The following is a 20,144-nucleotide window of genomic DNA, read 5'->3' as shown; positions in this document are numbered from 1 at the left end:
TGCATTCGGCGCGCGAGCATCCGCATTGAGGTCTTGCTCATAGATACGCAAAAGCTCGCTTCGGAGGATCGCTCGACATGGCGCGGATAGCCTTTATCGGCCTCGGGAACATGGGCGGACCGATGGCGCAGAATCTGGTCAAGGCCGGACATGACGTCCATGGCTACGACATCAGTCTGGACGCCGTCGGCAAGTTCGTCACAGCCGGCGGTATCGCGGCCGGCAAGCCCGCAGCGGCGGCGTCCGATGCCGACATCGTGGTCACCATGCTGCCGTCCGGCGCCGAGACGCGCGAGACCTATCTCGGACCCGACGGGATCATCGCGAATGCCAAGGCCGGCGCGCTGCTGATCGATTCCTCCACCATCGATGTCGAGACCGCCCGCGAGGTGGCGGCGGCGGCCGAAGCGAAGGGCCTGCCGATGGTCGACGCGCCGGTCTCGGGCGGGGTCGGCGGCGCGCAGGGCGCCACGCTCACCTTCATGGTCGGCGGCACCGACGAAGCCTTCGAATTCGCCAAGCCCGTGCTCGAATCCATGGGCAAGACCATCGTGCATGCCGGCGGGCCGGGCAACGGCCAGGCCGCGAAAATCTGCAACAACATGATCCTCGGCATTTCGATGATCGCTACGTCGGAAGCCTTCGTGCTGGCCGAGAAGCTCGGCCTCGATGCACAGAAGCTGTTCGACATCTCGTCGAAATCGTCGGGCCAGTGCTGGTCGATGACCAGCTATTGCCCGGTGCCGGGCCCGGTGCCGACCTCGCCCGCCAACCGCGACTATCAGGCCGGCTTCACCGCGCACATGATGCTGAAGGACCTCAAGCTGTCGCAGGAGGCGGCGAAGGCGGCGAAGGCCGCAACTCCGCTCGGTGCGGGCGCCGCCGCGATCTACGAGCGCTATGTCGAGAGCGGCGAGGGCGGCCGCGACTTCTCCGGCATCATCCGGTTTCTGCGGGGGGAGTGAGGCGCACGATCAAATAACTTTCGCAGCCTTTGAACCCGAATCGAGATTGCTGCGACCAATGCCGGATCGAGCTATCACTATTGTTCGGGGCCAGCGGAGGGGAGCCATGCCGTCATTGCTTCGGCACTATTTGCTTCGACATATTGCGGTCGCGCTTGCCGCAGTGTTTCTCGCCACGCCCGCGCTTGCGGAAAGGCGCGTCGCGCTGGTCATCGGCAACGGCGCCTATCGCCATGCCGACCGTCTGCCCAACCCGAAGAACGATGCGGAAGACGTGAGCGCAGCCTTGCGGCGCACCGGCTTCGAAACCATCACGGGTATCGACCTCGACAAGGCCGGCATGGAGGAGGTGACGATCCGCTTCGCGCGGGAAGCGCGCGATGCCGATGTCGCGATCTTCTACTTCAGCGGTCACGCGATGCAGTTCAACGGCGTCAATTATCTGATGCCGGTCGATGCGAGGCTCACCGACGAAGCCGATCTGCGGCGCATGGCGCGTGTGGATGAGATCGTCGCCGACGTGCAGCAGGCGAGGAACCTGCGCATTCTCGTCCTCGATTCCTGCCGCGACAATCCGCTGGCCGAGCAGCTCAAGCGGCGCATCGGTCTGACGCGCAGCGCAGCCATCGGCCGCGGTCTTGCAAGGATCGACTCCCCGCAAGGCATGATCCTCGCGTTTTCGACTCAGGCCGGCACGGTGGCCGCGGACGGATCGGGGCGCAATTCGCCCTACACCGCAGCTTTCCTGAAGCATATCGAGGCCGCCGAAGAAATCGGCACGGTGTTTCGCCGTGTCAGCGCGGACGTCTTTGAAGCGACACGACGCGCGCAATTGCCGGAACTGTCGCTGTCGCTGATCGGGGAATTCTATCTGAGGGGCCGCCCGGCCGCGGTGCCGCAGGTGCCCAATGCGGATGTGGCAAAGCTGCAGGAAGAACTGAAGACGCTGAGAGATCAGATCAACAACAAGGCCGAGCCGAAGGTCGCCGTCGTCGTTCCGCCGGTGGCGCCGGCCGTGCCGCAGGAGACCGAAGCCGGCGGTCGGGGTGTTTCCGCCATCGACGATAATCGTTACGCCGCTGTCGTTGGAGCGCGAGTTCGCGCTCAAGCCGAAAGACACATTCAAGGAATGCAACACCTGCCCTGACATGGTCGTGGTGCCGGCGGGCTCGTTCACGATGGGGTCGCCCGAAAGCGAGAAGGAACGCGAAAGCGATGAAGGTCCGCAACGCCAGGTGACTTTGGCGAAGCCGTTCGCGGTGGGCAAGTTTGCGGTGACATTCGACGAATGGGATGCCTGCGTGGCGGACGGCGAGTGCAAATTCCATCGACCGAAAGACGAGGGCTGGGGCCGCGGCAAACAGCCGGTCATCAACGTCAACTGGTACGATGCCCAAGCCTACATTCGCTATCTGTCGCGGAAGACCGCGGGCAAAGACTACCGGCTGCTGAGCGAGGCCGAGTGGGAATATGTAGCACGAGCGGGGACCAGCACGCCGTTCTGGTGGGGTAGTTCGATCTCGACCAGCCAGGCCAACTACGGTGGTAATTTTACCTATGACGGCGGGCGGAGAGGTGAGAATCGGGAGCGCACTGTACCGGTCGATTCGTTCCAACCAAATGCGTTCGGGCTTTACCAGGTGCATGGCAATGTCTGGGAATGGACGGAGGATTGCTGGAAGCCAAGTTATTCAGGCGCGCCCACGGATGGTTCGGTCTGGTTTGGCGGCCTCTGCGGTGGCTTCGTCGTCCGCGGCGGGTCCTGGGACGGTCCTCCGAAAGGCCTTCGCTCTGCGTGTCGGATGTATCTCGCCCCTGAGGACCGCACCAGCATTCTCGGCTTCCGGGTTGCCCGAACACTTGCGACTCCTTGACTCTCAACCTCTTGACCTCTTTCGGTCGGGGCGAAGCCCGCAGGCAAAAGACCCGAAACTTTCGCAGGCCGCCGCGATCTACGAGCATTATGTCGACAGCGGCGAGGGCGGCCGCGACTTCTCCGGCATCATCCGGTTTCTGCGCGGGGAGTGAGGCGCACGATCAAATAACTTTCGCAGCCTTTGAACCCGAATCGGGATTGCTGCGACCAATGCCGGATTGAGCTATCACTATTGTTCGAGGCCAGCGGAGGGGAGCCATGCCGTCATTGCTTCGGCACTATTTGCTTCGACATATTGCCGTCGCGTTTGCCGCAGTGTTTCTCACCACGCCCGCGCTGGCCGAGAAGCGCGTCGCGCTGGTGATCGGCAATGCCGACTATGCGCATATCGCCAAGCTCGACAATCCGGGCAACGATGCGCGGCTGATGGCGGAGACCCTGCGTGCGCTCGGCTTCAGGCTGGTCGGCGACGGGCCGCAACTCGACCTCGACGAGACGCGCTTCCGCCAGGCGGTGCGCAACTTCAGCACGGCTTTGCAGGGCGCCGATGTGGCGCTGTTCTATTTCGCCGGCCACGGGGTGCAGGTGCGCGGCAGCAATTATCTCGTGCCGACCGGCGCCAATCCGGTGCGCGAAGCCGATGTCGATTTCCAGATGCTCGATACCAATCTCGTGCTGCGCCAGATGGAGAGTGCGGGCGCCCGGCTCAACCTTGTGATTCTCGACGCCTGCCGCAACAACCCGTTCGGCGGCCGCGGCCTGCGCACCACGGCGCCCGGCCTTGCGCAGATGCAGGCGCCGCAGGGCACGCTGATCTCGTTCGCAACCCAGCCTGGCAGTGTCGCGGCCGACGGCAATGACGGCAACAGCCCCTATACGCGGGCGCTGGCGCAGGCGATCCGCAAACCAGGCCTCGACATCTTCCGCACTTTCAACGAAGTCGGCCTTGCCGTTGCGAGCGCGACCGGCAATGCGCAGCAGCCCTGGGTGTCGCTGTCGCCGATCAAGGGCGATTTCTATTTCGCGGGGCGCGCGGACAATGCTGCCGCATCGCAGGCGGCGCCGGATGTGGCGAAGCTGCAGGAGCGGCTGAATGCGCTGGAGGAGCAACTCAGGAACAAGGCCCAACCGAAGGTCGCCGTCGTCGCGCCGCCGGTTGCGCCGGCGGTGCCGCCGGAGACCGCGCCGAAGCCTGCAGTCGGTGTGTTCCCGCAATCGACGATCAGGGTGACGCCGCTGTCACCGGAGCGCGAGCGATCACTCAAGCCGAAAGACAGTTTCAAGGAATGCGACGCCTGCCCCGAAATGGTGACGATTCCGGCGGGCTCGTTCACCATGGGCTCGCCCGCGAGCGAGAAGGGGCGAGGGAGCGAAGAAGGCCCGCCGCGCCGCGTGACGTTCGCGCGTCCGTTCGCGGCCGGCAAGTTCGCGATTACCTTCGACGAATGGGACGCCTGCGTGGCGGATGGCGGCTGCAACGGCTACCGTCCGAAAGACGAGAACTGGGGCCGCGGCAAACAGCCGGTCATCAATGTCAACTGGGACGACGCCAGGGCCTATGTGGCGTGGCTGTCGCGCCGGACCGGCAAGAGCTATCGGCTGCTGACCGAGGCGGAATGGGAATATGCGGCGCGTGCCGGAACGACGACGCCGTTTTCGTTCGGCGCGAGCGTCTCCACCGACCAGGCGAACTACAACGGCGATTATACATACGGCGCGGGTCGCAAGGGGGTCTTCCGGCAGCGGACGGTGCCGGTCGATTCGTTCCAGCCGAACTCCTTCGGGCTTTATCAGGTCCACGGCAATGTCTGGGAATGGACGGAGGATTGCCGGAACGAAAACTATTCAGGGGTGCCCACGGACGGATCGGCCTGGACCCGCGGCGACTGCACTCGGCGCGTCATGCGCGGCGGGTCCTGGGTCAACAATCCGATGGCCCTCCGCTCGGCGATTCGCGTGAGCGGCGACACGTCGCACCGCTTCTCTGACTTCGGATTCCGCGTTGCCCGAACGCTTATACCTTGAGTCTTGACCTCCTTCGGCCGGGGACCGGGGTGCGGCGCCGCCTCCGTCGCGGATCACAATGCGCGATGACGGGAAACCAAATCCGCGCTCGCGCGTTAGGTCGGGCCGATGGCTCCAGCGGTGCGACCCTTTGAATGCCCCCCGTCTCCAAAAAGCGCACCGCCGCCCACAACAAGCCCGGCACCCGCGCGATCGCCATTCCCGGCCGCCAGGTGCCGTGCGAGCAATGTCCGCTGCGCCGGATGGAGGTGCTGCGCGACTTCACGCCGCAGGAGCTCGACTTCGTGCGCAGCTTCAAGTCCGGCGAACTGAATATCGAGGCCGGCACCAGCATCCTGCTCGAAGGCACCAATTCCGCCTATCTCTACACCGTGCTGGTCGGCTGGGCGTTTCGCCACAAGACGCTGCCGGACGGGCGACGCCAGATTCTGAATTTCGCCATTCCCTCGGATTTCCTCGGGCTGCAGGGCACGGTCGCCGACGAGATGCAGCATTCGGTCGAGGCGCTGACCGACATGACGCTGTGCATCTTCCCGCGCGAGAAGCTCTGGGACCTGTACACGACATTTCCGGCGCTCGCCTATGACGTCACCTGGCTTGCCGCGCGCGAGGAGCAGATTCTCGACGAGAGCCTGCTCAGTGTCGGACGGCGCACCGCGATCGAGCGCATGGCCTGGCTGTTCCTGCATCTGTTCGTGCGGGCGCAGGAGGTCGCCCTGACCAAGGGCAACACCATCCAGTTTCCGTTCACGCAACAGCATGTCGCCGACACGCTCGGCATGTCGCTCGTGCACGCCAACAAGACGCTGAAGAAGCTGTCGGCGACGCGCACCATGCGCTGGAAGGGAAGGGCGTTCGAGATACTCGATCGCGACGGATTGGCGCGGATCGCCAATTTCGAATTTCCGGGTGAGCACAAGCGGCCGTTCATCTGAGTGCGGGCCGATCGCAACCGTTGCGCGACATTCGGCGCGCGCATCTGCGCGAAATGTGTGCGGGTTGCACATGCCGGAACGCGAAGCGCCGAAGAGTGAATCGCGCGTTACGAAAAGCGTTGCAATTGCTGCCTTAATTGATCGGTCCGCGGGCCAAATAAACCTTCTCTTTATGCTGTTGTTTAAGCCGATTTTAGATCATCACCCGTAATTTACGTCCTTAAGCGGGGAAACAGGGCCTCGCATCAAGATACGAAAAACGATACAGGAAGGCGTCACATGAAAGCCGTTATGAAACCGGCGGAGCAACCCGCGCAGAACGCGCAGCGCTTCGAGCACATCCGGCCGCTTTATCTCGAAGCCTTGACCCTGGTGGAGCGCCTGCATCGGCGCCTGCTCGACGTGATCAAGGACGAATTCGACCGGCGTGGCCGCGCCGACATCAATTCGGTGCAGGCGCTGCTGCTCTACAATATCGGCGACAAGGAACTGACCGCGGGCGAATTGCGCACGCGCGGCTATTATCTCGGCTCCAACGTCTCCTACAATCTGAAGAAGCTGGTCGAGATGGGCTTCCTCGATCATCAGCGCTCGCGGGTGGATCGCCGCTCGGTCCGCATCAAGCTGACCGACAAGGGCCGCGAGGTCCGCGACATCGTCGAGAACCTGTACCAGAAGCATGTGCGGACCGTCGAACAGGTCGGCGGGATCGCTGCCGAGGAATTCGGCACGCTCAACAAGTCGCTGCACCGGCTGGAGCGCTTCTGGACCGACCAGATTCTGTATCGGCTGTGACAGGCGGCGCCTTTCAACAGGCCCGAGGCCTCAACACGCCCGGCGCTTCAACGAGGCCGCGGTTTCAATAAGCCGCAGACGTCAACAAGCCAACGTGTGTCGACCTGACCTGGCCCCGGCGGAAACGCCGGGGCTTTTTCTTCGGCCATCGCCGATTCGGCTTTTTGGCGCAGCCTTGCGAACCGAGCCAGCCGATCCGCCGCTCGCCGTTGAACCGCGAGCGCGAGCGCAGGGCGGTCGGCTCGCTAGAGTTCCTCCGGCTTCGGTGCGCGCACCCGCGGAGCGAAGTTCGGATCGCACGCTCCGGTGCGGGCGAAATTTTCCCGCGCGGCCGACAGCGACAGCGCACCATTCGGGCCACCGCGCACGATGCCGGCGTCTGCATCGCTCTGGCCGTCGTCCTCCCAGCAGCACACCGCGCAGATTTCGAACGCCGCGGGCTCGGTCAGCGTGCGATAGCCGCAACACGGGCAGCGAACGGACATCCGAATCTCCAGGACGGGCAGGGCGAATTTCCAGAATAGGGAAGGGTCATCAGCCTTCAGCCCGATTGCAAGGGCGGTTTGGCGCATGCCGCGCCCCAATTCCGCCCGACCCATTGCCAATCCTGCGCCCGCCGCTTTAATGGACCCACTTGAGGCCGTATCGGACACCGCATGACCGACCGCCCGGAATATCTGCGCCACTGGAACCGCCGTTCCCTGCTGCGCCATCTCGGCCGTGGCGCTCTCGGCGCCGGCGCGGCGCTGGCCGCCGGCCGGGCGCAGGCCCAGGATCAGATGCTGCAGCTTCTGATGGAGCAGACCCGGCGAAGCGATTTCGGCCAGACCTACGATTCCGGCATCCGCTCGGTGAAGATGCCGAAGACCTCGCTGCCAACGCTGTCGCCGGCAACGGTGCAGACCACTGAGGCTGCGATCCCGCGCTACGAACAGATGGCGGCGCAGGGCGGCTGGCCGCAGGTTCCCCAGAATGAGAGGCTGCGGGTCGGCAACCGCAGCAAGGCGGTAATGGCGCTGCGCCAGCGGCTGATTGCGGGCGGCGACCTTGCCACCAGCGCCGGCGTGTCGGACGTGTTCGATTCCTACGTCGAGGCCGGGGTGAAGCGCTTCCAGGCCCGTCACGGGCTCACCGTCGACGGCATGGCGCGCGAGGCCACCCTGTCCGCGCTGAACGTGCCGGCCGAGCAGCGGCTGGCACAATTGCGCACCAATCTGATTCGGCTGCGGAGCTTCTCCGGCAATCTCGGTCCGAAATTCGTGATGTGCAACATCCCCGCCGCGCAGATCGAGGCGATCGAAAACGGCGTCGCGATTACCCGCCACACCGCGGTGGTCGGCAAGCCGGACCGCGCCTCGCCCGATATCAACAGCAAGATCGTCGAGGTCAATTTCAACCCGTTCTGGACCGTGCCGGTTTCGATCGTGAAGCGCGATCTGATCCCGAAAATGCAGGAGGAGCCGGATTACCTGACCAAGCAGCGCATCCGCATCCTGGACGGGCGTGGCAACGAATTGCAGCCGACCCAGATCAACTGGTACTCGGAGGAAGCGGTCAATTACATGTTCAAGCAGGACCCGGGCGATCTGAACTCGCTCGGCGCGATCCGCATCAATTTCCCGTCCGCACACGGCGTCTACATGCACGATACGCCGTCGCGCAATCTGTTCGGCGAGGACTTCCGTTTTCATTCGTCGGGCTGCGTGCGGGTGCAGAATGTGCGCGAGCTGGTCACGTGGCTGCTGGCCGGAACGCCGAACTGGTCGCGCCAGCAGATCGACGACGCGATCCGCTCCGGCGAGCGCAAGGACGCGCGGCTGAAGTCGCCGGTCCCGCTCTACTGGGTCTATGTCACCGCCTGGGCCACGCCGGACGGCGTGGTGCAATTCCGCGACGACATCTATGGGCGCGACGGGATCGGCGCGACGGGTGGCGTCACGCGCGGGTGAGCACGCCGCCGGTGACCTTGATGACGAGCGGCCGCGAGGTTCTGTTCGAGTTCACCGTGATAGGCTCGGTTGTGAAGGTCGCCGCAATTGATGCCGCGACCGGCATCGAGGTGATCGTGATGGGCCCGTCCCACGCATCGCGCGGCGATCTGCAAAAGCTGGCGCTGGCCAAGCTGCGCCGACGGTTGGAAAATTCCGGATCCCGCTAGCTCCGACGGGGTCCGGACATCCATCGCAACACCAGCGCGCTTGATTTTCGCGGCGTGGCATTGGCAGCAGATGGTTCTCATCGCACGACCGAAAGACAGTTGCGCAACGTTTTCGGAGCCCGCCGGAACCACCGGCGATGTCCTGAATTTTCCCGCAAATGCCGAAATACTATTTCGATCTCGAGGACGGAACGCGCGCCAGGGACACGCAGGGCGCAGAGCTTCCGAACGACCAGGCCGCCAGACAGGAGGCGGCGCTCAGGGCACTGAACGGCAACGGGCATCAGCTTGACCACTATGCCGGGTTCGGCACCATCATCGTCCGCAACGAAGATGGCGAGGATATCTTCCGCAAGCGCATCGGCTAGAAGCTTGGCGGCCGGAAGCTGGAGACCGTGAAAAACCGCGCTATCGCGTCGGCCGACGTACCCTTCCGGTCCTGCCCCTGGGGCCCGAGGCCCTTTCCCGAAGCTTGCAATGGAACCAGTACAGCCACATAGTGCTTGTCTGTCGAGTGACATTGAAATACCAAAATTTGAGCGGGCTTGTTCGGCGTAATGCTGACCCGCGGCGCACCGCCAGCGACTGACGGATCGCATGATTTTGCTGGCTGATGCATGCTTGGCTGGCGGAGGAGTCCCCATTGCCTCATCTCCAGAACAAGCTGTTTGATTTCCTTCCGAGGGCCGACCGGATCATCGTTGGCGAACGAATGAAGCCGTTTGCCGCCGAGATCGGAACCGAACTTCAGGAGGTCGACCAGCCAGTCGAACACATCTACTTCCCCAATACGGGAATGGTTTCACTCCTGATCGTCCTGAGAGACGGTATTGCCGTGGAATCCGCGACGGTCGGCAATGAGGGGACGTTCGGCACATCTACCGCGCTCGTGGACGGTCTTTCGGCGAACCGAGCCGTGGTCCAGATGCCGCTGACGGCGACCCGCATCTCCGTTTCGGACTTCCTGCTGCTGTTCAACGGCAATGACCCGTTTCGAAAGTTGATCGCGCGTGCCAACGAGATGCTGATCAACCAGTTCCAGCAGACCGCCGCGTGCAATGCCAGGCATCAGGTCGAGGCGCGATGCGCGCGCTGGCTGCTTCAGTCGCACGACAGGGTTGGAAACGGCGCACTTCCGCTGACACAGGAATATCTGGCCAACATGCTCGCGGTGCGGCGCTCGACCGTAAACGAAGTGGCACAGGCGCTCCAGGCCGAGGGCCTCATCGGCTACACCCGCGGCAGCATTGAGGTGATCGACCGCGCCGGTCTCGAAAACAAGGCCTGCGAATGCTACAGCGTGCTGGCGCGCCAGCGCCGCCGGCTGCTCGGCATTAATTAGGGTTTTCCGTCTTGCTCGCTGACGCGGACGCCGATCGGTTCAAAAACAGCGCTATCGCGGATGCCGAATAGCGGAACTTTTTTCGCTGCGACAATTGCGACGATCGCAAAACGCAGGACTCGAAAAAGAACGTCTGACACCGGACAGACTGTTTCTCGTATCCATCCGCAATGTCCTGAATGGGTCGCTGGATTTCAGTTCGCACGATTTCAGGGAGACAAAGATGGAGCCAAAGCGTATCGCGTATCGCAGGGCGCGGAACTATCTGTTCGGAGAGCAGGCCCTGAGCCGGCAGGAGAAGATCAAGGCCGCCAGACACGCGCGCCTGAGGATCCGCTCCAGCGATAACGATGACCCGGTGGTGCTTGCCAACGCCGCCATCAGCGATGCGCGGCAGCAGCTCCAGATCGAACGATCGGCGCATGCGCTGGGCAGATCACGCTCCAGCTTTTGACCGGCGTCGCTGGCCATCACCGCGAGGGATTCGGACGGGTATTCACCGGTCCGGTTACGACGCGGCGTTCAGCCGAGGCGGCGTGCGCTGCGTATCGCTGGAGGCGCTGCGCATGGGCAGGGCACGCCGCTTCGAAATCAGGATCTCGGCGCCGAGCTTGCGGGCAAGCTTGCGGGCCTTGTCGTCAGAGGGGGCCTTGAACTCTTCGATCTGAAGACTTCCATCGGTCTCCGTGCAAACTGCGACATACTTTGCCATGACCCTAAAAGGGCGGGCAAAAGCTGGAGTTCCGCCTGCCGCGGCAATTCGTCCGTAGCGCGCCGATTCTAGCTTCTCGGAATGATGGCGACCACACGGCGGGAATCGTCGTCGACAATGACCGCGGAATCTCCGACGACGACAACGCCGTCATTCCAGTAGCCGCCGAGCAGTCTGGCTGCGGTGTCGGGCAGGACGCCGAGATCGGTCTGCCGGGGTACCGCGGCGCCGATCATCAGTTCGAAATCGGCCTTCTCGGTTTTCGGAGGCGACCCGCGGTCCAGGATATCGAACAGTTCGCGACGCTGGTCCGCGGAGATCGAGAGCGGCTGGGACGTATCCTTGATGTTGCGAGCGCGGCGGCCGCCTCCCGGCTGCGCATAGACCGGGTCGCTTTTGCCGGCGGCGCTTTCCGCCTCGCGCTGCGCCTGCATTCCGCGGCCCACCGTGAGATTGGGGTCATTCCGTGTGGCCGCGGTCTCCGGCTCGATGCCGCCGGGGGTCAGCGCGTTCGGCGTCAGCATGGCGAACAAGATGTAGCCAAAGCCGAGGATGAGAATGACTGCGGCGCTTGCGCCGGCAACGGCAAGCAGAGTGAACCGTTTCATGCAGACTCCCGCGGTGGCTTTGGTCCCGGCTGGTTTCGATCCGTTGTCCTGATTCCAAAGGGGAAACGTTCCTCGGGCTCCAAGGTTTCTCCGCTCCGATTGAGGGGTGATCGATCCGATCGCGATGGCCGCGACGATCATTCGACGCGACACCACCGCTGCCCCGGCACGTCGGCAAGATGCCGCGCGGACAGGGCGAGCCGCAGCAAGCACACGGCGTCCTGCGCCGCGTGCTCGGGGCCCCAGGTGCTTGGGGCCCCAGGTGCTTGGGGCCCTAGGTGCTTGGCGCGGATCGGTTCTTTTTCGGATCAGTCTTTGGCGCGGGGATGCGCAGCAGTCCGGCCCGGGCTCTGATCGCTGCACTGGTTCGCTTCAGGCGCACGGTCAGTCTTTGCAAACTTGTCTCGGAGCCAGCGGCGATAAGCAGGGCGTCTTCGGCTTCGGTCCAGTTTTTCTTCAGTCGCATCACCAACTCCGGCAATCCTTTCGGCATCTTTTTCTACCTGGTAATCGCTCGCCTCCTCGCCACGCAGTTCCGTGGTTTCCCGTCCGCAAGTGGCGCATTTGAAGCTCTGCAACTCCGCTGATCCCTGCGGCATCCGCCGGAAACAATAGGCGTTGTTTCCGCACTCCATGCACACGACCGGCGCAACCAGCTGCGAATTTACAAAACTGAAAGGTGTTTTGGAGGACATCTGCAACCAGATCACGTCAGTGCCATGGTGACTGCCCGCTAGCGGACGCTGATCGCCGGAAATCAAACCCTTTTTTGCCGCAGTCGCGCCGCTGCGAGCCTAGATATTGCGGCTTATCGGCCGAGGAAATCTATCGCTTGGCGCTCCGGGACCGGACATGCTAGTCCGCCGGTTCCGGGGCTTCCAGGAGACACGCCATGTCGGCAACCGACCGATCCGCGGCCGGCGCTGCGCGCAGCGATATGTTCGCCGCAACCCTGAGCGAGAGCGACCCTGAAATCGCCGCGGCTATCGCGAACGAACTCGGCCGCCAGCGTGACGAGATCGAACTGATCGCGTCCGAGAATATCGTCAGCCGCGCCGTGCTCGAGGCGCAGGGTTCGGTGCTGACCAACAAATATGCCGAAGGTTATCCGGGCCGACGCTATTACGGCGGCTGCCAGTTCGTCGATATCGCCGAGCAACTCGCGATCGACCGCATCACCAGGCTGTTCGGCTGCGCGTTTGCCAATGTACAGCCGCATTCCGGCGCTTCGGCCAATGCGGCGGTGTTCTTTGCGCTGATGAATCCCGGCGACACCTTCCTCGGGTTGAACCTCGCCGCGGGCGGGCATCTCACGCACGGCATGAAAATCAATTATTCCGGCAAGTGGTTCAACGCGGTCGCCTACAATGTGCGGCCCGACGATCATCGCATCGACATGGACGAATTGCGCAAGCTGGCGCAGGAGCACAAGCCGAAGGTGATCATCGCGGGCGGCTCGGCCTATCCGCGGATCATCGACTTCAAGGCCTTCCGCGCGATCGCCGACGAGGTTGGCGCCTATCTGTTCGTCGACATGGCGCATTTTGCCGGGCTGGTTGCGGGCGGGGTGCATCCGTCGCCGTTCCCGCATGCCCATGTGGTGACCACCACGACCCACAAGACACTGCGCGGTCCGCGCGGCGGTGTGGTCCTGACCAACGACGAGGAAATCGCCAGGAAGATCAATTCGGCGGTATTCCCGGGCCTGCAGGGCGGTCCCTTGATGCATGTGATTGCGGCCAAAGCGGTTGCGTTCGGAGAGGCTTTGCGGCCATCCTTCAAGGTCTACGCGAAGAACATCGTGGAAAACGCGAAGGCGCTCGCGGAGACGTTGAAGTCAGCCGGTTTCGACATCACCTCGGGCGGTACCGATACCCATCTGATGCTGGTCGACCTGCGGCCCAAGCGCCTGACCGGGAAGGTGTCGGAAGCGGCGCTCGGGCGCGCCCATATCACCTGCAACAAGAACGGCATCCCGTTCGATCCGGAAAAGCCGACGATCACGTCGGGCATCCGGCTGGGTACGCCGGCCGGCACCACACGCGGCTTCGGCGTCTCCGAATTCCAGCAAGTCGGTGCGATGATCGCGGAGGTGCTGGACGTGCTGTCGCAGAAAAAGGCGGACGAGGATTCGCTGGTCGAGGCCGCGGTCCGTGAGAAGGTAAAGGCGCTGGTGCAGCGGTTTCCGATTTACCAATAGGCGAATGCGTCATGCGTTGTCCGAGTTGCGGCAGTCTCGATACCCAGGTGAAGGACTCGCGTCCGACTGAGGATTCGAATGCGATCCGCCGCCGCCGTGTATGCCTGACCTGCCAGTTCCGCTTCACCACGTTCGAGCGCGTGCAGTTGCGCGAGCTTGTGGTGATCAAGCGCAACGGCCGCCGCGTCCCGTTCGACCGCGACAAGCTGATGCGCTCGCTGCAGATCGCGCTGCGCAAGCGCAATGTCGATCCCGAGCGGCTCGAGCAGATGGTGTCGAAAATCGTGCGCGAATTGGAGAGCCTCGGCGAGAACGAGATCACCACCGACACCATCGGCGAGGCGGTGATGGCGCATCTGCGCGAACTGGACGATGTCGCCTATGTGCGCTTCGCCTCGGTCTATCGCAATTTCCGCGAGCCGAAGGATTTCGAGGACGCGCTCGCCGAACTTGCGGGGGAGGATGACGGCAAGGCCGGCGGCGCGAGAAAATAGAGAAAATGTCAGGCTCGCCCAGCCGATTGATGGACGCGCCCAGGCGGTGCTATGAAGCGCGAATGATCCGCAGCGAGGCCATTGCGAGACTGAAAGGGAACGCTGCCGCGCTTCGCGCGCGTGGCGCGACTGCGCTCTGCTTGTTTGGCTCGACTGCCCGCGACGAGACGAATGGTAGCAGCGATATCGATATCTTCATCGACTACGATCGAACGAAGAAGTTCTCGCTTGTCGACCTCGCCGGTCTCAAGAATTTCCTGGAAGACCAACTCACGACAAAGGTGGACGTGATGACGCGGGATAGTCTCCATCCCCGCCATCGCGACAGAATTGAGAAGTCCGCGATTCGCGTGTTCTGATGGAGCGTGCAGCCGGGCCTGCAATTGACGACATTCTCGATGCAATCGCGGGTATCGAGCAGGCGACTGCAGGCAAGACGTTGGAACAATTTGGATCGGATTGGCTGCTCCGCCGCGGCGGGGAGCGCGGCATCGAGATCATTTCGGAGGCCAGCCGGCGCATTCCGGCCGAGCTGAAAAGCACCGGACCGGAAATTCCGTGGCGTGACATTGAGACGATCGGAAACATCCTGCGTCACGAATATCACTCCGTCTCAAGTCCAATCATATGGGATGTCGTCCAGGCCGACCTTCCGTCATTGAGAACTGCAATCGAAGCGATGTCCAAGGATCGTTCGTGAGCGTCGAAGGCGACGACCTGCGCTTCCTGCGGCTTGCGCTCACGCTCGGGCGGCGCGGGCTCGGCAATACCTGGCCCAATCCGGCGGTCGGCGCGGTGGTGGTGAAGGACGGTATCGTGCTCGGTCGCGGCTGGACCCAACCCGGCGGTCGGCCGCATGCGGAGACCGAAGCGCTCCGGCGCGCGGGCCAAGAGGCGCGCGGCGCTACCCTCTATGTCACGCTGGAGCCCTGTTCGCATCATGGCAAGACTCCGCCTTGCACCGACGCGATCGTTGCGGCCGGCATTGCGCGGGTGGTCTCCGCGCTGATCGATCCCAATCCCAGGGTGGCGGGCGAGGGCTATGCAAGGCTGGAGGCGGCCGGGATTGCTGTCACGGAAGGGCTGTGTGCGGACGCTGCCCGGCGCGACCATGCCGGCCACATTCACCGTATTCTCGACGGCCGCCCGCATGTGATGCTGAAGCTCGCGATATCGGCCGACGGCAAGGCCGCGCCTGCAGATGGCAAGCCGGTGTCGATCACGGGCGAGGAGACGCGCGCGCAGGTGCATCGGATGCGCGCGATGAGTGATGCGATCCTGGTCGGAATCGGCACCGTGCTGGCCGACGATCCCGCGCTGACATGCCGGCTGCCCGGAATGCTGCGAGTGTCGCCGGTCCGGGTGGTACTTGATCCGGCGCTGCGATTGCCGGTGCAGTCCCGGCTTGTGTCGGGCGCGCGGGACATTCCGGTCTGGGTCTTCAGTGCAGAGGATGCATCGGAAGACAGGGAGCGGTTGCTGGGCGAGAAGGGCGTGATCGTCACGCGTGTCACGGCGGGCGAGCGCGGGCTCGACCTCAACGCGATATTGCGCGCACTGGCGGAGCGCGGGATCACCCGGCTGATGGTGGAGGGTGGGCCGAAAGTCGCCTCGTCGTTTCTGCGGGCCGATCTGGTGGATGAAGCGGTGTTGCTGCACGGACCGGTCCCGATCGGGCCGGGCGGCGTGGAGGCGCTTGACTGGCATGCGCGCGAGGCACTAACGGCATCCCGGGGCTTGCCGTTGATTGACACCGAAATCATCGGTGCCGACAGGCTCGACCGATACGAGCGGCGCTAGTGTGGTGGTTCGGAAATCCGCTTTCATTCTTGCAGCACGCTCTTCAAGCGGAATTCCGAACCAAACCACACTAGAATCAAAGGTTTGCTGGTGTCCTTCGAATCCGAAGTCCGCTCACGAGCAAGCCGCAGCATGAAGCGGAGTTCGGATTCGGGACACTAGATGTTTACCGGCATTGTCACCGATATCGGCGAAATCAGCCGCGTGGAGGAGCGGGCGGATGGCCTGCGCCGCATCGTCATTGCCTGCAGCTACGACCGTGCCTCGATCGATATCGGGGCCTCGATCGCCTGTGCCGGCATTTGCCTCACCGCGGTTGAAACCGGAATGGCGGGCGGCCGCAGCTGGTTCGCGGTCGATGCCGCCGCCGAAACGGTCGGGCTTACCAATGTGCGCCACTGGACGGCAGGCACACGGATCAATCTCGAGCGCTCGCTGAAGATCGGCGACGAACTGGGCGGGCATATCGTGACCGGCCATGTCGACGGGATTGCCCGGGTGATTTCGCGCGAGGACCTGACCGATCAGGTGCGGTTCCGGCTTCGCGCGACGCGACCATTGTCGCGCTTTATCGCCAGGAAGGGTTCGGTCGCGCTCGACGGCGTTTCGCTCACCGTCAATGAGGTCGATGGCGAGGATTTCTCCGTCCTGGTCATCCCGCATACGCTGCAGGTCACGACCCTGAACGAGTGGCAGCCCGAGGCGGCGGTCCATCTCGAAATCGACCTGATGGCACGCTATGCCGCGCGCCTCGCCGAGACCGCCTGACACGAGACCGCCTGACACTTGCGGATGCGGTCTTCCTGTAGTTAGTGGCGCGGCAACGGAGAATGCGAAAATGGCCGGGCCCCGGCAGAACAAGCCCGAGGAGGCGGCAGCGAGCTTGGCGGGCGCGAGTCTCAAGGGCGCGCGCATCCTGGTCGTCGAGGCTCGCTATTATGAGGAGATCGCCGATGCGCTTCTGTCCGGCGTGATCAGCGCACTCCATGATGAAGGCGCCACGCACGATCGCATCACCGTGCCCGGTGCGCTCGAAATCCCGACCGCGCTTGCCATCGCGCTCGATGCCGCGACGGCGAAGCAGCAGCCTTTCGACGGCGCCGTCGCATTGGGCTGCGTGATCCGCGGCGAAACGCTGCATTTCGAGATCGTGTCCGAGCAGTCCGCCCGCGGCGTGATGGACGTCTCGATCGCGCGCAACATGCCGATCGGCAACGGTATCCTCACCGTCGATAACGAGGCACAGGCCTTCGCGCGCGCGCGGGTCACCGAAGGCGACAAGGGCGGCGAGGCGGCGCGTGCGGCGCTGGCTCTGATCCGGATCAAGCGCGCCGCATCGAAACCATCGCGATGACCGGCGCGTCAAAGTCCGAGCGCGTCGACCGCAAGGCGAACCGGCGCGGTGCGGCCAGACTTGCGGCCGTGCAGGCGCTGTACCAGATGGATATCGCCGGCACCGACCTCAACGAGATACTGGCCGAGTTCGAGAGCCATTGGCTCGGCGGCGAGGTGGAAGGCAACAAGTATCTGCCGGCGGATGCCGCGCTGTTCCGCGACATCGTACGCGGCGTGGTCGCCGCTCAGCGCGCGCTCGACCCCGCAATCGATGCCGCGCTTGCCGAAGGCTGGCCGCTGAAGCGGATCGAGGCGCTGCTGCGCGCGGTGCTGCGCGCCGGCTGCTTCGAATTGCAAAGCCGCAAGGACATTCCGGCACGCGTGATCGTGTCGGAATATGTCGACGTGGCGAACGCCTTCGTCGACCGCGACGAGACCGGTATGGTCAACGCGGTGCTCGACATGCTGGCGCGCGGCGCACGCGCGGATGAGTTCGGGCACAAGGAGATGTAACCGCGTCGCACATTCCCAAGACAGCGCGAATCCAGTGTTCCTGGCTCTGGGTCCGCACGTTGCGAGGTCGAACGGAAAACGGAAAACCGGTACGCATGCCATCCGGCGAAGACGATCTGATCGCACGCTATTTCAGGCCGCTTGCCACGGCGCCGGGCGCACTCGCGCTCACGGACGACGCCGCCTTCTACACGCCGCCCGAGGGATGCGATCTCGTGCTGACCACTGATGCGGTGGTGTCGGGTGTCCATTTCCTGCCCGATGATCCGCCGGAGACGGTCGCGCGCAAGGCGCTGCGGGTCAATCTTTCCGATCTTGCCGCCAAGGGTGCACGTCCCGCCGGCTGCCTTCTGACCCTCGCGCTGCCGGACGGGTATGGTGCGGCGTGGCTGTCGGCCTTTGCCTCCGGGCTGCAATCGGATTGCGACCTGTTCGACTGCCCGCTTCACGGCGGCGATACCGTGCGGACGACCGGACCGCTTTGGCTTGGGGTTACCGCGTTCGGCACGTTGCCGCGGGGCACGATGGTGAAGCGCGCCGGCGCGAAGCCCGGCGACCGCATTGTCGTGACCGGGACGATCGGCGACGCCGCGCTCGGGCTTCGGCTCCTGCAGAACCCGGCTCTGGTTGCGCAATGGTCGCTGGGCGAGGATGAAGCGGCGCATCTTATCGGACGCTATCGTGTGCCCCAGCCGCGCATGGCTGTGGCGGACGCGATGCGCGCATTCGCGTCCGCCGCCATGGATGTATCGGATGGATTGTCCGGCGATCTGGCGAAGCTCTGCGCCGTCTCCGGCGTGTCGGCGCGCATCGAGGCCGCCCATGTCCCGCTGTCCGAGGCGGCGGCGACGGCGCTGGATGCGGTGCCGGGACTGATCGAAACCATCGCCACCGGCGGCGATGATTATGAAATCCTCGCCGCGGTTCCATCGGACAAGGTGGCAGCGCTGAAGGAGCATGCCGAAGCGGTCGCCATCGCGGTCACCGAAATCGGTGAGATTGTGGAAGGCCAATCGCCGCCACGGGTGATGAGTCCCAACGGTGCATTGCTGACATTCGCACGCGGTTCGTTCAGCCATTTCTGAATGCGCGCATACTGCGCTTGGGAGACATACCGATGCATGACCGCACCGCAGCCAAGGCTGCGCCCACCGGCTGGGGCGTGTCCGGCCATTCGCGGGAGGCGCAGTTGCGCCGCCGCTTTCCGACCGTCGAGGATTTGCGCAAAGCCGCCGCTCGGCGCGTCCCCTCGCTCGGCTACGAGACCGTCGCGGGCGGGGCGGGAGAGAATCTCGGCGTGGGGCGCAACGCCGGTGCGCTTGACGCGATCGAGATGGTGCCCCGCACCGGAGCCGACAAAGGTCCGGTCGCAACCGATGTGACGCTGTTCGGCCGGCATTATTCCGCGCCACTCGGCATTGCGCCGATGGGTCTGCAGAGCGTGTTCTGGCCGGGCGCCGAGCGGCATCTGGCGCGTGCCGCGCAACGCGCCCGCATTCCATACACGGCCGGCACCGTCAGCGGCATCGCATTGGAGGAGGCCGCGGAACTCGCACCCGATGTGATCTGGTTCCAGCTCTACCGGCTCGCAAAGGACGATCACAGGGTTGGATTCGATCTGGTGCGCCGCGCGCAGGCTGCCGGCGCGCATGTGCTGGTTGTCACCGTCGATACGCCGGGACGGGCGAAGCGGCCTGGCGAATTGCGCAACGGACTGACGCTGCCGTTCCGTCCGACATTGCGCACGATCCTGGAGGCCGCAATCTCGCCGGGCTGGGTGTCGGCGCTGTTGCGCAACGGACAGCCGAGCTTTCCGTGCCTGTCTCCCTATTGCGGCGACAATCCGAGCAAGGCCGACATTGCCTGGTTCGCGCAGCGCGAGGTTGGCGGCGCCTTCACCTTCGAGGAACTCAAGCGCTACCGCGATGCCTGGAAGGGCCCGATGGTGATCAAGGGCGTGATGCATCCCGCCGATGCCGAGAAGGCGGTGTCGATCGGGCTCGACGGGGTGCAGGTTTCAAACCACGGTGGACGGCAACTCGAGGGCGCACCGGCCGCGATCGATATGCTTCCTGCCATCGTCGCTGCGGTCGGCAGCAAGGCAACCGTGTTGTTTGACAGCGGGGTTCGGTCGGGCCTCGATGTGGTCCGCGCGGTGGCGCTTGGCGCCCAGGCGGCGCTCGCGGGCAGGGCGTTCCTCTATGGTGTCGGCGCCATCGGCGCAGACGGGGCGGATTATGTCACCACGATGCTGATCGAGGAGGTCTCGGTTGCGATGCGGCAGCTCGGCGCGCCGGACATGGCGGCGCTGCGCGCCTTGTCGATCCGCCACGCGAGCGCATGGCAGTTCTGACCTGCCCATTTGGCGCTGGTTAATATTCAGACG

Annotated in this window: 24 protein-coding genes and 2 pseudogenes; 22 read left to right on the top strand and 4 right to left on the bottom strand. The window is 64.1% G+C overall.

All coding sequences use genetic code 11. The features are described 5' to 3' along the window. Positions 1-62: 62 nt before the first annotated feature. From mmsB to ldtR, 7 genes and pseudogenes are all read left to right on the top strand, one after another. A pseudogene (gene mmsB / locus AB7F49_RS15135) lies at positions 63-965 on the top strand (3-hydroxyisobutyrate dehydrogenase); the annotation flags it as partial. 106 nt (positions 966-1,071) lie between these two features. Next, complete coding sequence (locus AB7F49_RS15130; protein ID WP_428523700.1) at positions 1,072-2,112, top strand: caspase family protein; 1,041 nt, start codon at positions 1,072-1,074, stop codon at positions 2,110-2,112. Then, entirely contained in the window at positions 2,012-2,839 is an 828-nt protein-coding gene (locus AB7F49_RS15125) for a formylglycine-generating enzyme family protein (protein WP_428523698.1), read from the top strand. The genes AB7F49_RS15130 and AB7F49_RS15125 overlap by 101 nt, the downstream gene beginning before the upstream one ends. Positions 2,840-3,099: 260 nt before the next feature. Continuing rightward, positions 3,100-3,939 (top strand): annotated as a pseudogene (locus AB7F49_RS15120) (caspase family protein); the annotation flags it as partial. Between the two features lie 207 nt (positions 3,940-4,146). Continuing rightward, entirely contained in the window at positions 4,147-4,866 is a 720-nt protein-coding gene (locus AB7F49_RS15115; protein WP_428523710.1) for a formylglycine-generating enzyme family protein, read from the top strand. 242 nt (positions 4,867-5,108) lie between these two features. Then, complete coding sequence (locus tag AB7F49_RS15110) at positions 5,109-5,801, top strand: Crp/Fnr family transcriptional regulator (RefSeq protein WP_428523708.1); 693 nt, start codon at positions 5,109-5,111, stop codon at positions 5,799-5,801. Between the two features lie 291 nt (positions 5,802-6,092). Beyond that, positions 6,093-6,596: a transcriptional regulator LdtR gene (gene ldtR / locus AB7F49_RS15105; protein WP_428523706.1), complete on the top strand. Its 504-nt coding sequence runs from the start codon at positions 6,093-6,095 to the stop codon at positions 6,594-6,596. Between the two features lie 245 nt (positions 6,597-6,841). Here ldtR and AB7F49_RS15100 read toward each other — a convergent pair whose 3' ends face one another. Further along, positions 6,842-7,081: a CPCC family cysteine-rich protein gene (locus AB7F49_RS15100; RefSeq protein ID WP_428523696.1), complete on the bottom strand. Its 240-nt coding sequence runs from the start codon at positions 7,079-7,081 to the stop codon at positions 6,842-6,844. Between the two features lie 171 nt (positions 7,082-7,252). Between AB7F49_RS15100 and AB7F49_RS15095 the strand changes: the two genes are divergently transcribed. From AB7F49_RS15095 to AB7F49_RS15075, 5 genes are all read left to right on the top strand, one after another. Beyond that, positions 7,253-8,545: a L,D-transpeptidase family protein gene (locus AB7F49_RS15095; RefSeq protein WP_428523694.1), complete on the top strand. Its 1,293-nt coding sequence runs from the start codon at positions 7,253-7,255 to the stop codon at positions 8,543-8,545. Positions 8,546-8,565: 20 nt separating this feature from the next. After that, the gene (locus AB7F49_RS15090; RefSeq protein ID WP_428523692.1) at positions 8,566-8,754 is read left to right on the top strand and encodes a DUF6898 family protein; all 189 of its coding nucleotides are present in this window, start codon (positions 8,566-8,568) and stop codon (positions 8,752-8,754) included. A 158-nt stretch (positions 8,755-8,912) separates the two neighbouring features. Further along, complete coding sequence (locus tag AB7F49_RS15085) at positions 8,913-9,122, top strand: DUF6894 family protein (RefSeq protein WP_428523690.1); 210 nt, start codon at positions 8,913-8,915, stop codon at positions 9,120-9,122. A gap of 275 nt (positions 9,123-9,397) precedes the next feature. Next, the gene (locus AB7F49_RS15080) at positions 9,398-10,096 is read left to right on the top strand and encodes a Crp/Fnr family transcriptional regulator (RefSeq protein WP_428523688.1); all 699 of its coding nucleotides are present in this window, start codon (positions 9,398-9,400) and stop codon (positions 10,094-10,096) included. A gap of 223 nt (positions 10,097-10,319) precedes the next feature. Then, complete coding sequence (locus AB7F49_RS15075) at positions 10,320-10,550, top strand: hypothetical protein (RefSeq protein ID WP_428523687.1); 231 nt, start codon at positions 10,320-10,322, stop codon at positions 10,548-10,550. 54 nt (positions 10,551-10,604) lie between these two features. Here AB7F49_RS15075 and AB7F49_RS15070 read toward each other — a convergent pair whose 3' ends face one another. The 3 genes from AB7F49_RS15070 to AB7F49_RS15060 all read right to left on the bottom strand — a co-directional run bounded on the left by AB7F49_RS15070 (position 10,605) and on the right by AB7F49_RS15060 (position 11,882). Then, positions 10,605-10,808, bottom strand: a complete 204-nt coding sequence (locus AB7F49_RS15070) for a hypothetical protein (RefSeq protein WP_428523685.1) — start codon at positions 10,806-10,808, stop codon at positions 10,605-10,607. 68 nt (positions 10,809-10,876) lie between these two features. Next, a complete protein-coding gene (locus AB7F49_RS15065; RefSeq protein WP_428523683.1) occupies positions 10,877-11,416 on the bottom strand; it encodes a DUF1236 domain-containing protein in 540 nt (179 codons plus the stop codon). Positions 11,417-11,690: 274 nt separating this feature from the next. Continuing rightward, on the bottom strand, positions 11,691-11,882 hold the full coding sequence (locus AB7F49_RS15060; protein WP_428523681.1) for a hypothetical protein: 192 nt from the start codon (positions 11,880-11,882) through the stop codon (positions 11,691-11,693). Between the two features lie 426 nt (positions 11,883-12,308). On the opposite strand from AB7F49_RS15060, the gene glyA reads away from it, so the two are divergent. The 10 genes from glyA to AB7F49_RS15010 all read left to right on the top strand — a co-directional run bounded on the left by glyA (position 12,309) and on the right by AB7F49_RS15010 (position 20,111). After that, the gene (gene glyA, locus AB7F49_RS15055; RefSeq protein WP_428523680.1) at positions 12,309-13,616 is read left to right on the top strand and encodes a serine hydroxymethyltransferase; all 1,308 of its coding nucleotides are present in this window, start codon (positions 12,309-12,311) and stop codon (positions 13,614-13,616) included. A gap of 11 nt (positions 13,617-13,627) precedes the next feature. Further along, positions 13,628-14,110 (top strand): transcriptional regulator NrdR, encoded by a 483-nt coding sequence (gene nrdR, locus AB7F49_RS15050; RefSeq protein ID WP_428523678.1) that lies wholly within the window; start codon positions 13,628-13,630, stop codon positions 14,108-14,110. A gap of 62 nt (positions 14,111-14,172) precedes the next feature. Then, on the top strand, positions 14,173-14,469 hold the full coding sequence (locus tag AB7F49_RS15045) for a nucleotidyltransferase family protein (protein ID WP_428523676.1): 297 nt from the start codon (positions 14,173-14,175) through the stop codon (positions 14,467-14,469). Continuing rightward, on the top strand, positions 14,469-14,810 hold the full coding sequence (locus AB7F49_RS15040; protein WP_428523674.1) for a HepT-like ribonuclease domain-containing protein: 342 nt from the start codon (positions 14,469-14,471) through the stop codon (positions 14,808-14,810). The genes AB7F49_RS15045 and AB7F49_RS15040 overlap by 1 nt, the downstream gene beginning before the upstream one ends. Continuing rightward, the gene (gene ribD, locus AB7F49_RS15035) at positions 14,807-15,910 is read left to right on the top strand and encodes a bifunctional diaminohydroxyphosphoribosylaminopyrimidine deaminase/5-amino-6-(5-phosphoribosylamino)uracil reductase RibD (protein WP_428523673.1); all 1,104 of its coding nucleotides are present in this window, start codon (positions 14,807-14,809) and stop codon (positions 15,908-15,910) included. The genes AB7F49_RS15040 and ribD overlap by 4 nt, the downstream gene beginning before the upstream one ends. 162 nt (positions 15,911-16,072) lie before the next feature. After that, complete coding sequence (locus tag AB7F49_RS15030; RefSeq protein WP_428523671.1) at positions 16,073-16,678, top strand: riboflavin synthase; 606 nt, start codon at positions 16,073-16,075, stop codon at positions 16,676-16,678. A 70-nt stretch (positions 16,679-16,748) separates the two neighbouring features. After that, positions 16,749-17,264: a 6,7-dimethyl-8-ribityllumazine synthase gene (ribH, locus tag AB7F49_RS15025; protein WP_428523669.1), complete on the top strand. Its 516-nt coding sequence runs from the start codon at positions 16,749-16,751 to the stop codon at positions 17,262-17,264. After that, positions 17,261-17,758 carry a transcription antitermination factor NusB gene (gene nusB, locus AB7F49_RS15020; RefSeq protein ID WP_428523667.1) on the top strand — a complete coding sequence of 166 codons (498 nt, stop codon included), beginning with the start codon at positions 17,261-17,263 and terminating at the stop codon, positions 17,756-17,758. Before ribH ends, nusB begins: the two co-directional genes overlap by 4 nt. A gap of 95 nt (positions 17,759-17,853) precedes the next feature. Beyond that, a complete protein-coding gene (gene thiL, locus AB7F49_RS15015; RefSeq protein ID WP_428523665.1) occupies positions 17,854-18,843 on the top strand; it encodes a thiamine-phosphate kinase in 990 nt (329 codons plus the stop codon). A gap of 32 nt (positions 18,844-18,875) precedes the next feature. Next, positions 18,876-20,111: an alpha-hydroxy acid oxidase gene (locus tag AB7F49_RS15010; RefSeq protein WP_428523663.1), complete on the top strand. Its 1,236-nt coding sequence runs from the start codon at positions 18,876-18,878 to the stop codon at positions 20,109-20,111. The last annotated feature ends 33 nt before the right edge of the window (positions 20,112-20,144 follow it).

The sequence above is a fragment of the Pseudorhodoplanes sp. genome, from assembly GCF_050250235.1.
Lineage (GTDB): Bacteria > Pseudomonadota > Alphaproteobacteria > Rhizobiales > Xanthobacteraceae > Pseudorhodoplanes.
The sequence above is the reverse complement of the archived record's forward strand: the minus strand, read 5'-3'. Positions and strand labels throughout refer to the sequence as shown.

What these genes read in the sequence shown, in the direction of transcription:
- AB7F49_RS15110 (WP_428523708.1), top strand. Translation starts at nt 5,109, where the DNA reads ATGGAGGTGCTGCGCGACTTCACGCCGCAGGAGCTCGACTTCGTGCGC.
- ldtR (WP_428523706.1), top strand. Translation starts at nt 6,093, where the DNA reads ATGAAACCGGCGGAGCAACCCGCGCAGAACGCGCAGCGCTTCGAGCAC.
- nrdR (WP_428523678.1), top strand. Translation starts at nt 13,628, where the DNA reads ATGCGTTGTCCGAGTTGCGGCAGTCTCGATACCCAGGTGAAGGACTCG.
- glyA (WP_428523680.1), top strand. Translation starts at nt 12,309, where the DNA reads ATGTCGGCAACCGACCGATCCGCGGCCGGCGCTGCGCGCAGCGATATG.
- AB7F49_RS15070 (WP_428523685.1), bottom strand. Translation starts at nt 10,808, where the DNA reads ATGGCAAAGTATGTCGCAGTTTGCACGGAGACCGATGGAAGTCTTCAG.
- AB7F49_RS15060 (WP_428523681.1), bottom strand. Translation starts at nt 11,882, where the DNA reads ATGCGACTGAAGAAAAACTGGACCGAAGCCGAAGACGCCCTGCTTATC.
- AB7F49_RS15045 (WP_428523676.1), top strand. Translation starts at nt 14,173, where the DNA reads ATGATCCGCAGCGAGGCCATTGCGAGACTGAAAGGGAACGCTGCCGCG.
- ribH (WP_428523669.1), top strand. Translation starts at nt 16,749, where the DNA reads ATGGCCGGGCCCCGGCAGAACAAGCCCGAGGAGGCGGCAGCGAGCTTG.
- AB7F49_RS15010 (WP_428523663.1), top strand. Translation starts at nt 18,876, where the DNA reads ATGCATGACCGCACCGCAGCCAAGGCTGCGCCCACCGGCTGGGGCGTG.
- AB7F49_RS15115 (WP_428523710.1), top strand. Translation starts at nt 4,147, where the DNA reads ATGGTGACGATTCCGGCGGGCTCGTTCACCATGGGCTCGCCCGCGAGC.
- AB7F49_RS15040 (WP_428523674.1), top strand. Translation starts at nt 14,469, where the DNA reads ATGGAGCGTGCAGCCGGGCCTGCAATTGACGACATTCTCGATGCAATC.
- AB7F49_RS15100 (WP_428523696.1), bottom strand. Translation starts at nt 7,081, where the DNA reads ATGTCCGTTCGCTGCCCGTGTTGCGGCTATCGCACGCTGACCGAGCCC.
- AB7F49_RS15090 (WP_428523692.1), top strand. Translation starts at nt 8,566, where the DNA reads ATGACGAGCGGCCGCGAGGTTCTGTTCGAGTTCACCGTGATAGGCTCG.
- AB7F49_RS15085 (WP_428523690.1), top strand. Translation starts at nt 8,913, where the DNA reads ATGCCGAAATACTATTTCGATCTCGAGGACGGAACGCGCGCCAGGGAC.
- AB7F49_RS15095 (WP_428523694.1), top strand. Translation starts at nt 7,253, where the DNA reads ATGACCGACCGCCCGGAATATCTGCGCCACTGGAACCGCCGTTCCCTG.
- AB7F49_RS15130 (WP_428523700.1), top strand. Translation starts at nt 1,072, where the DNA reads ATGCCGTCATTGCTTCGGCACTATTTGCTTCGACATATTGCGGTCGCG.
- AB7F49_RS15030 (WP_428523671.1), top strand. Translation starts at nt 16,073, where the DNA reads ATGTTTACCGGCATTGTCACCGATATCGGCGAAATCAGCCGCGTGGAG.
- AB7F49_RS15065 (WP_428523683.1), bottom strand. Translation starts at nt 11,416, where the DNA reads ATGAAACGGTTCACTCTGCTTGCCGTTGCCGGCGCAAGCGCCGCAGTC.
- nusB (WP_428523667.1), top strand. Translation starts at nt 17,261, where the DNA reads ATGACCGGCGCGTCAAAGTCCGAGCGCGTCGACCGCAAGGCGAACCGG.
- AB7F49_RS15075 (WP_428523687.1), top strand. Translation starts at nt 10,320, where the DNA reads ATGGAGCCAAAGCGTATCGCGTATCGCAGGGCGCGGAACTATCTGTTC.
- thiL (WP_428523665.1), top strand. Translation starts at nt 17,854, where the DNA reads ATGCCATCCGGCGAAGACGATCTGATCGCACGCTATTTCAGGCCGCTT.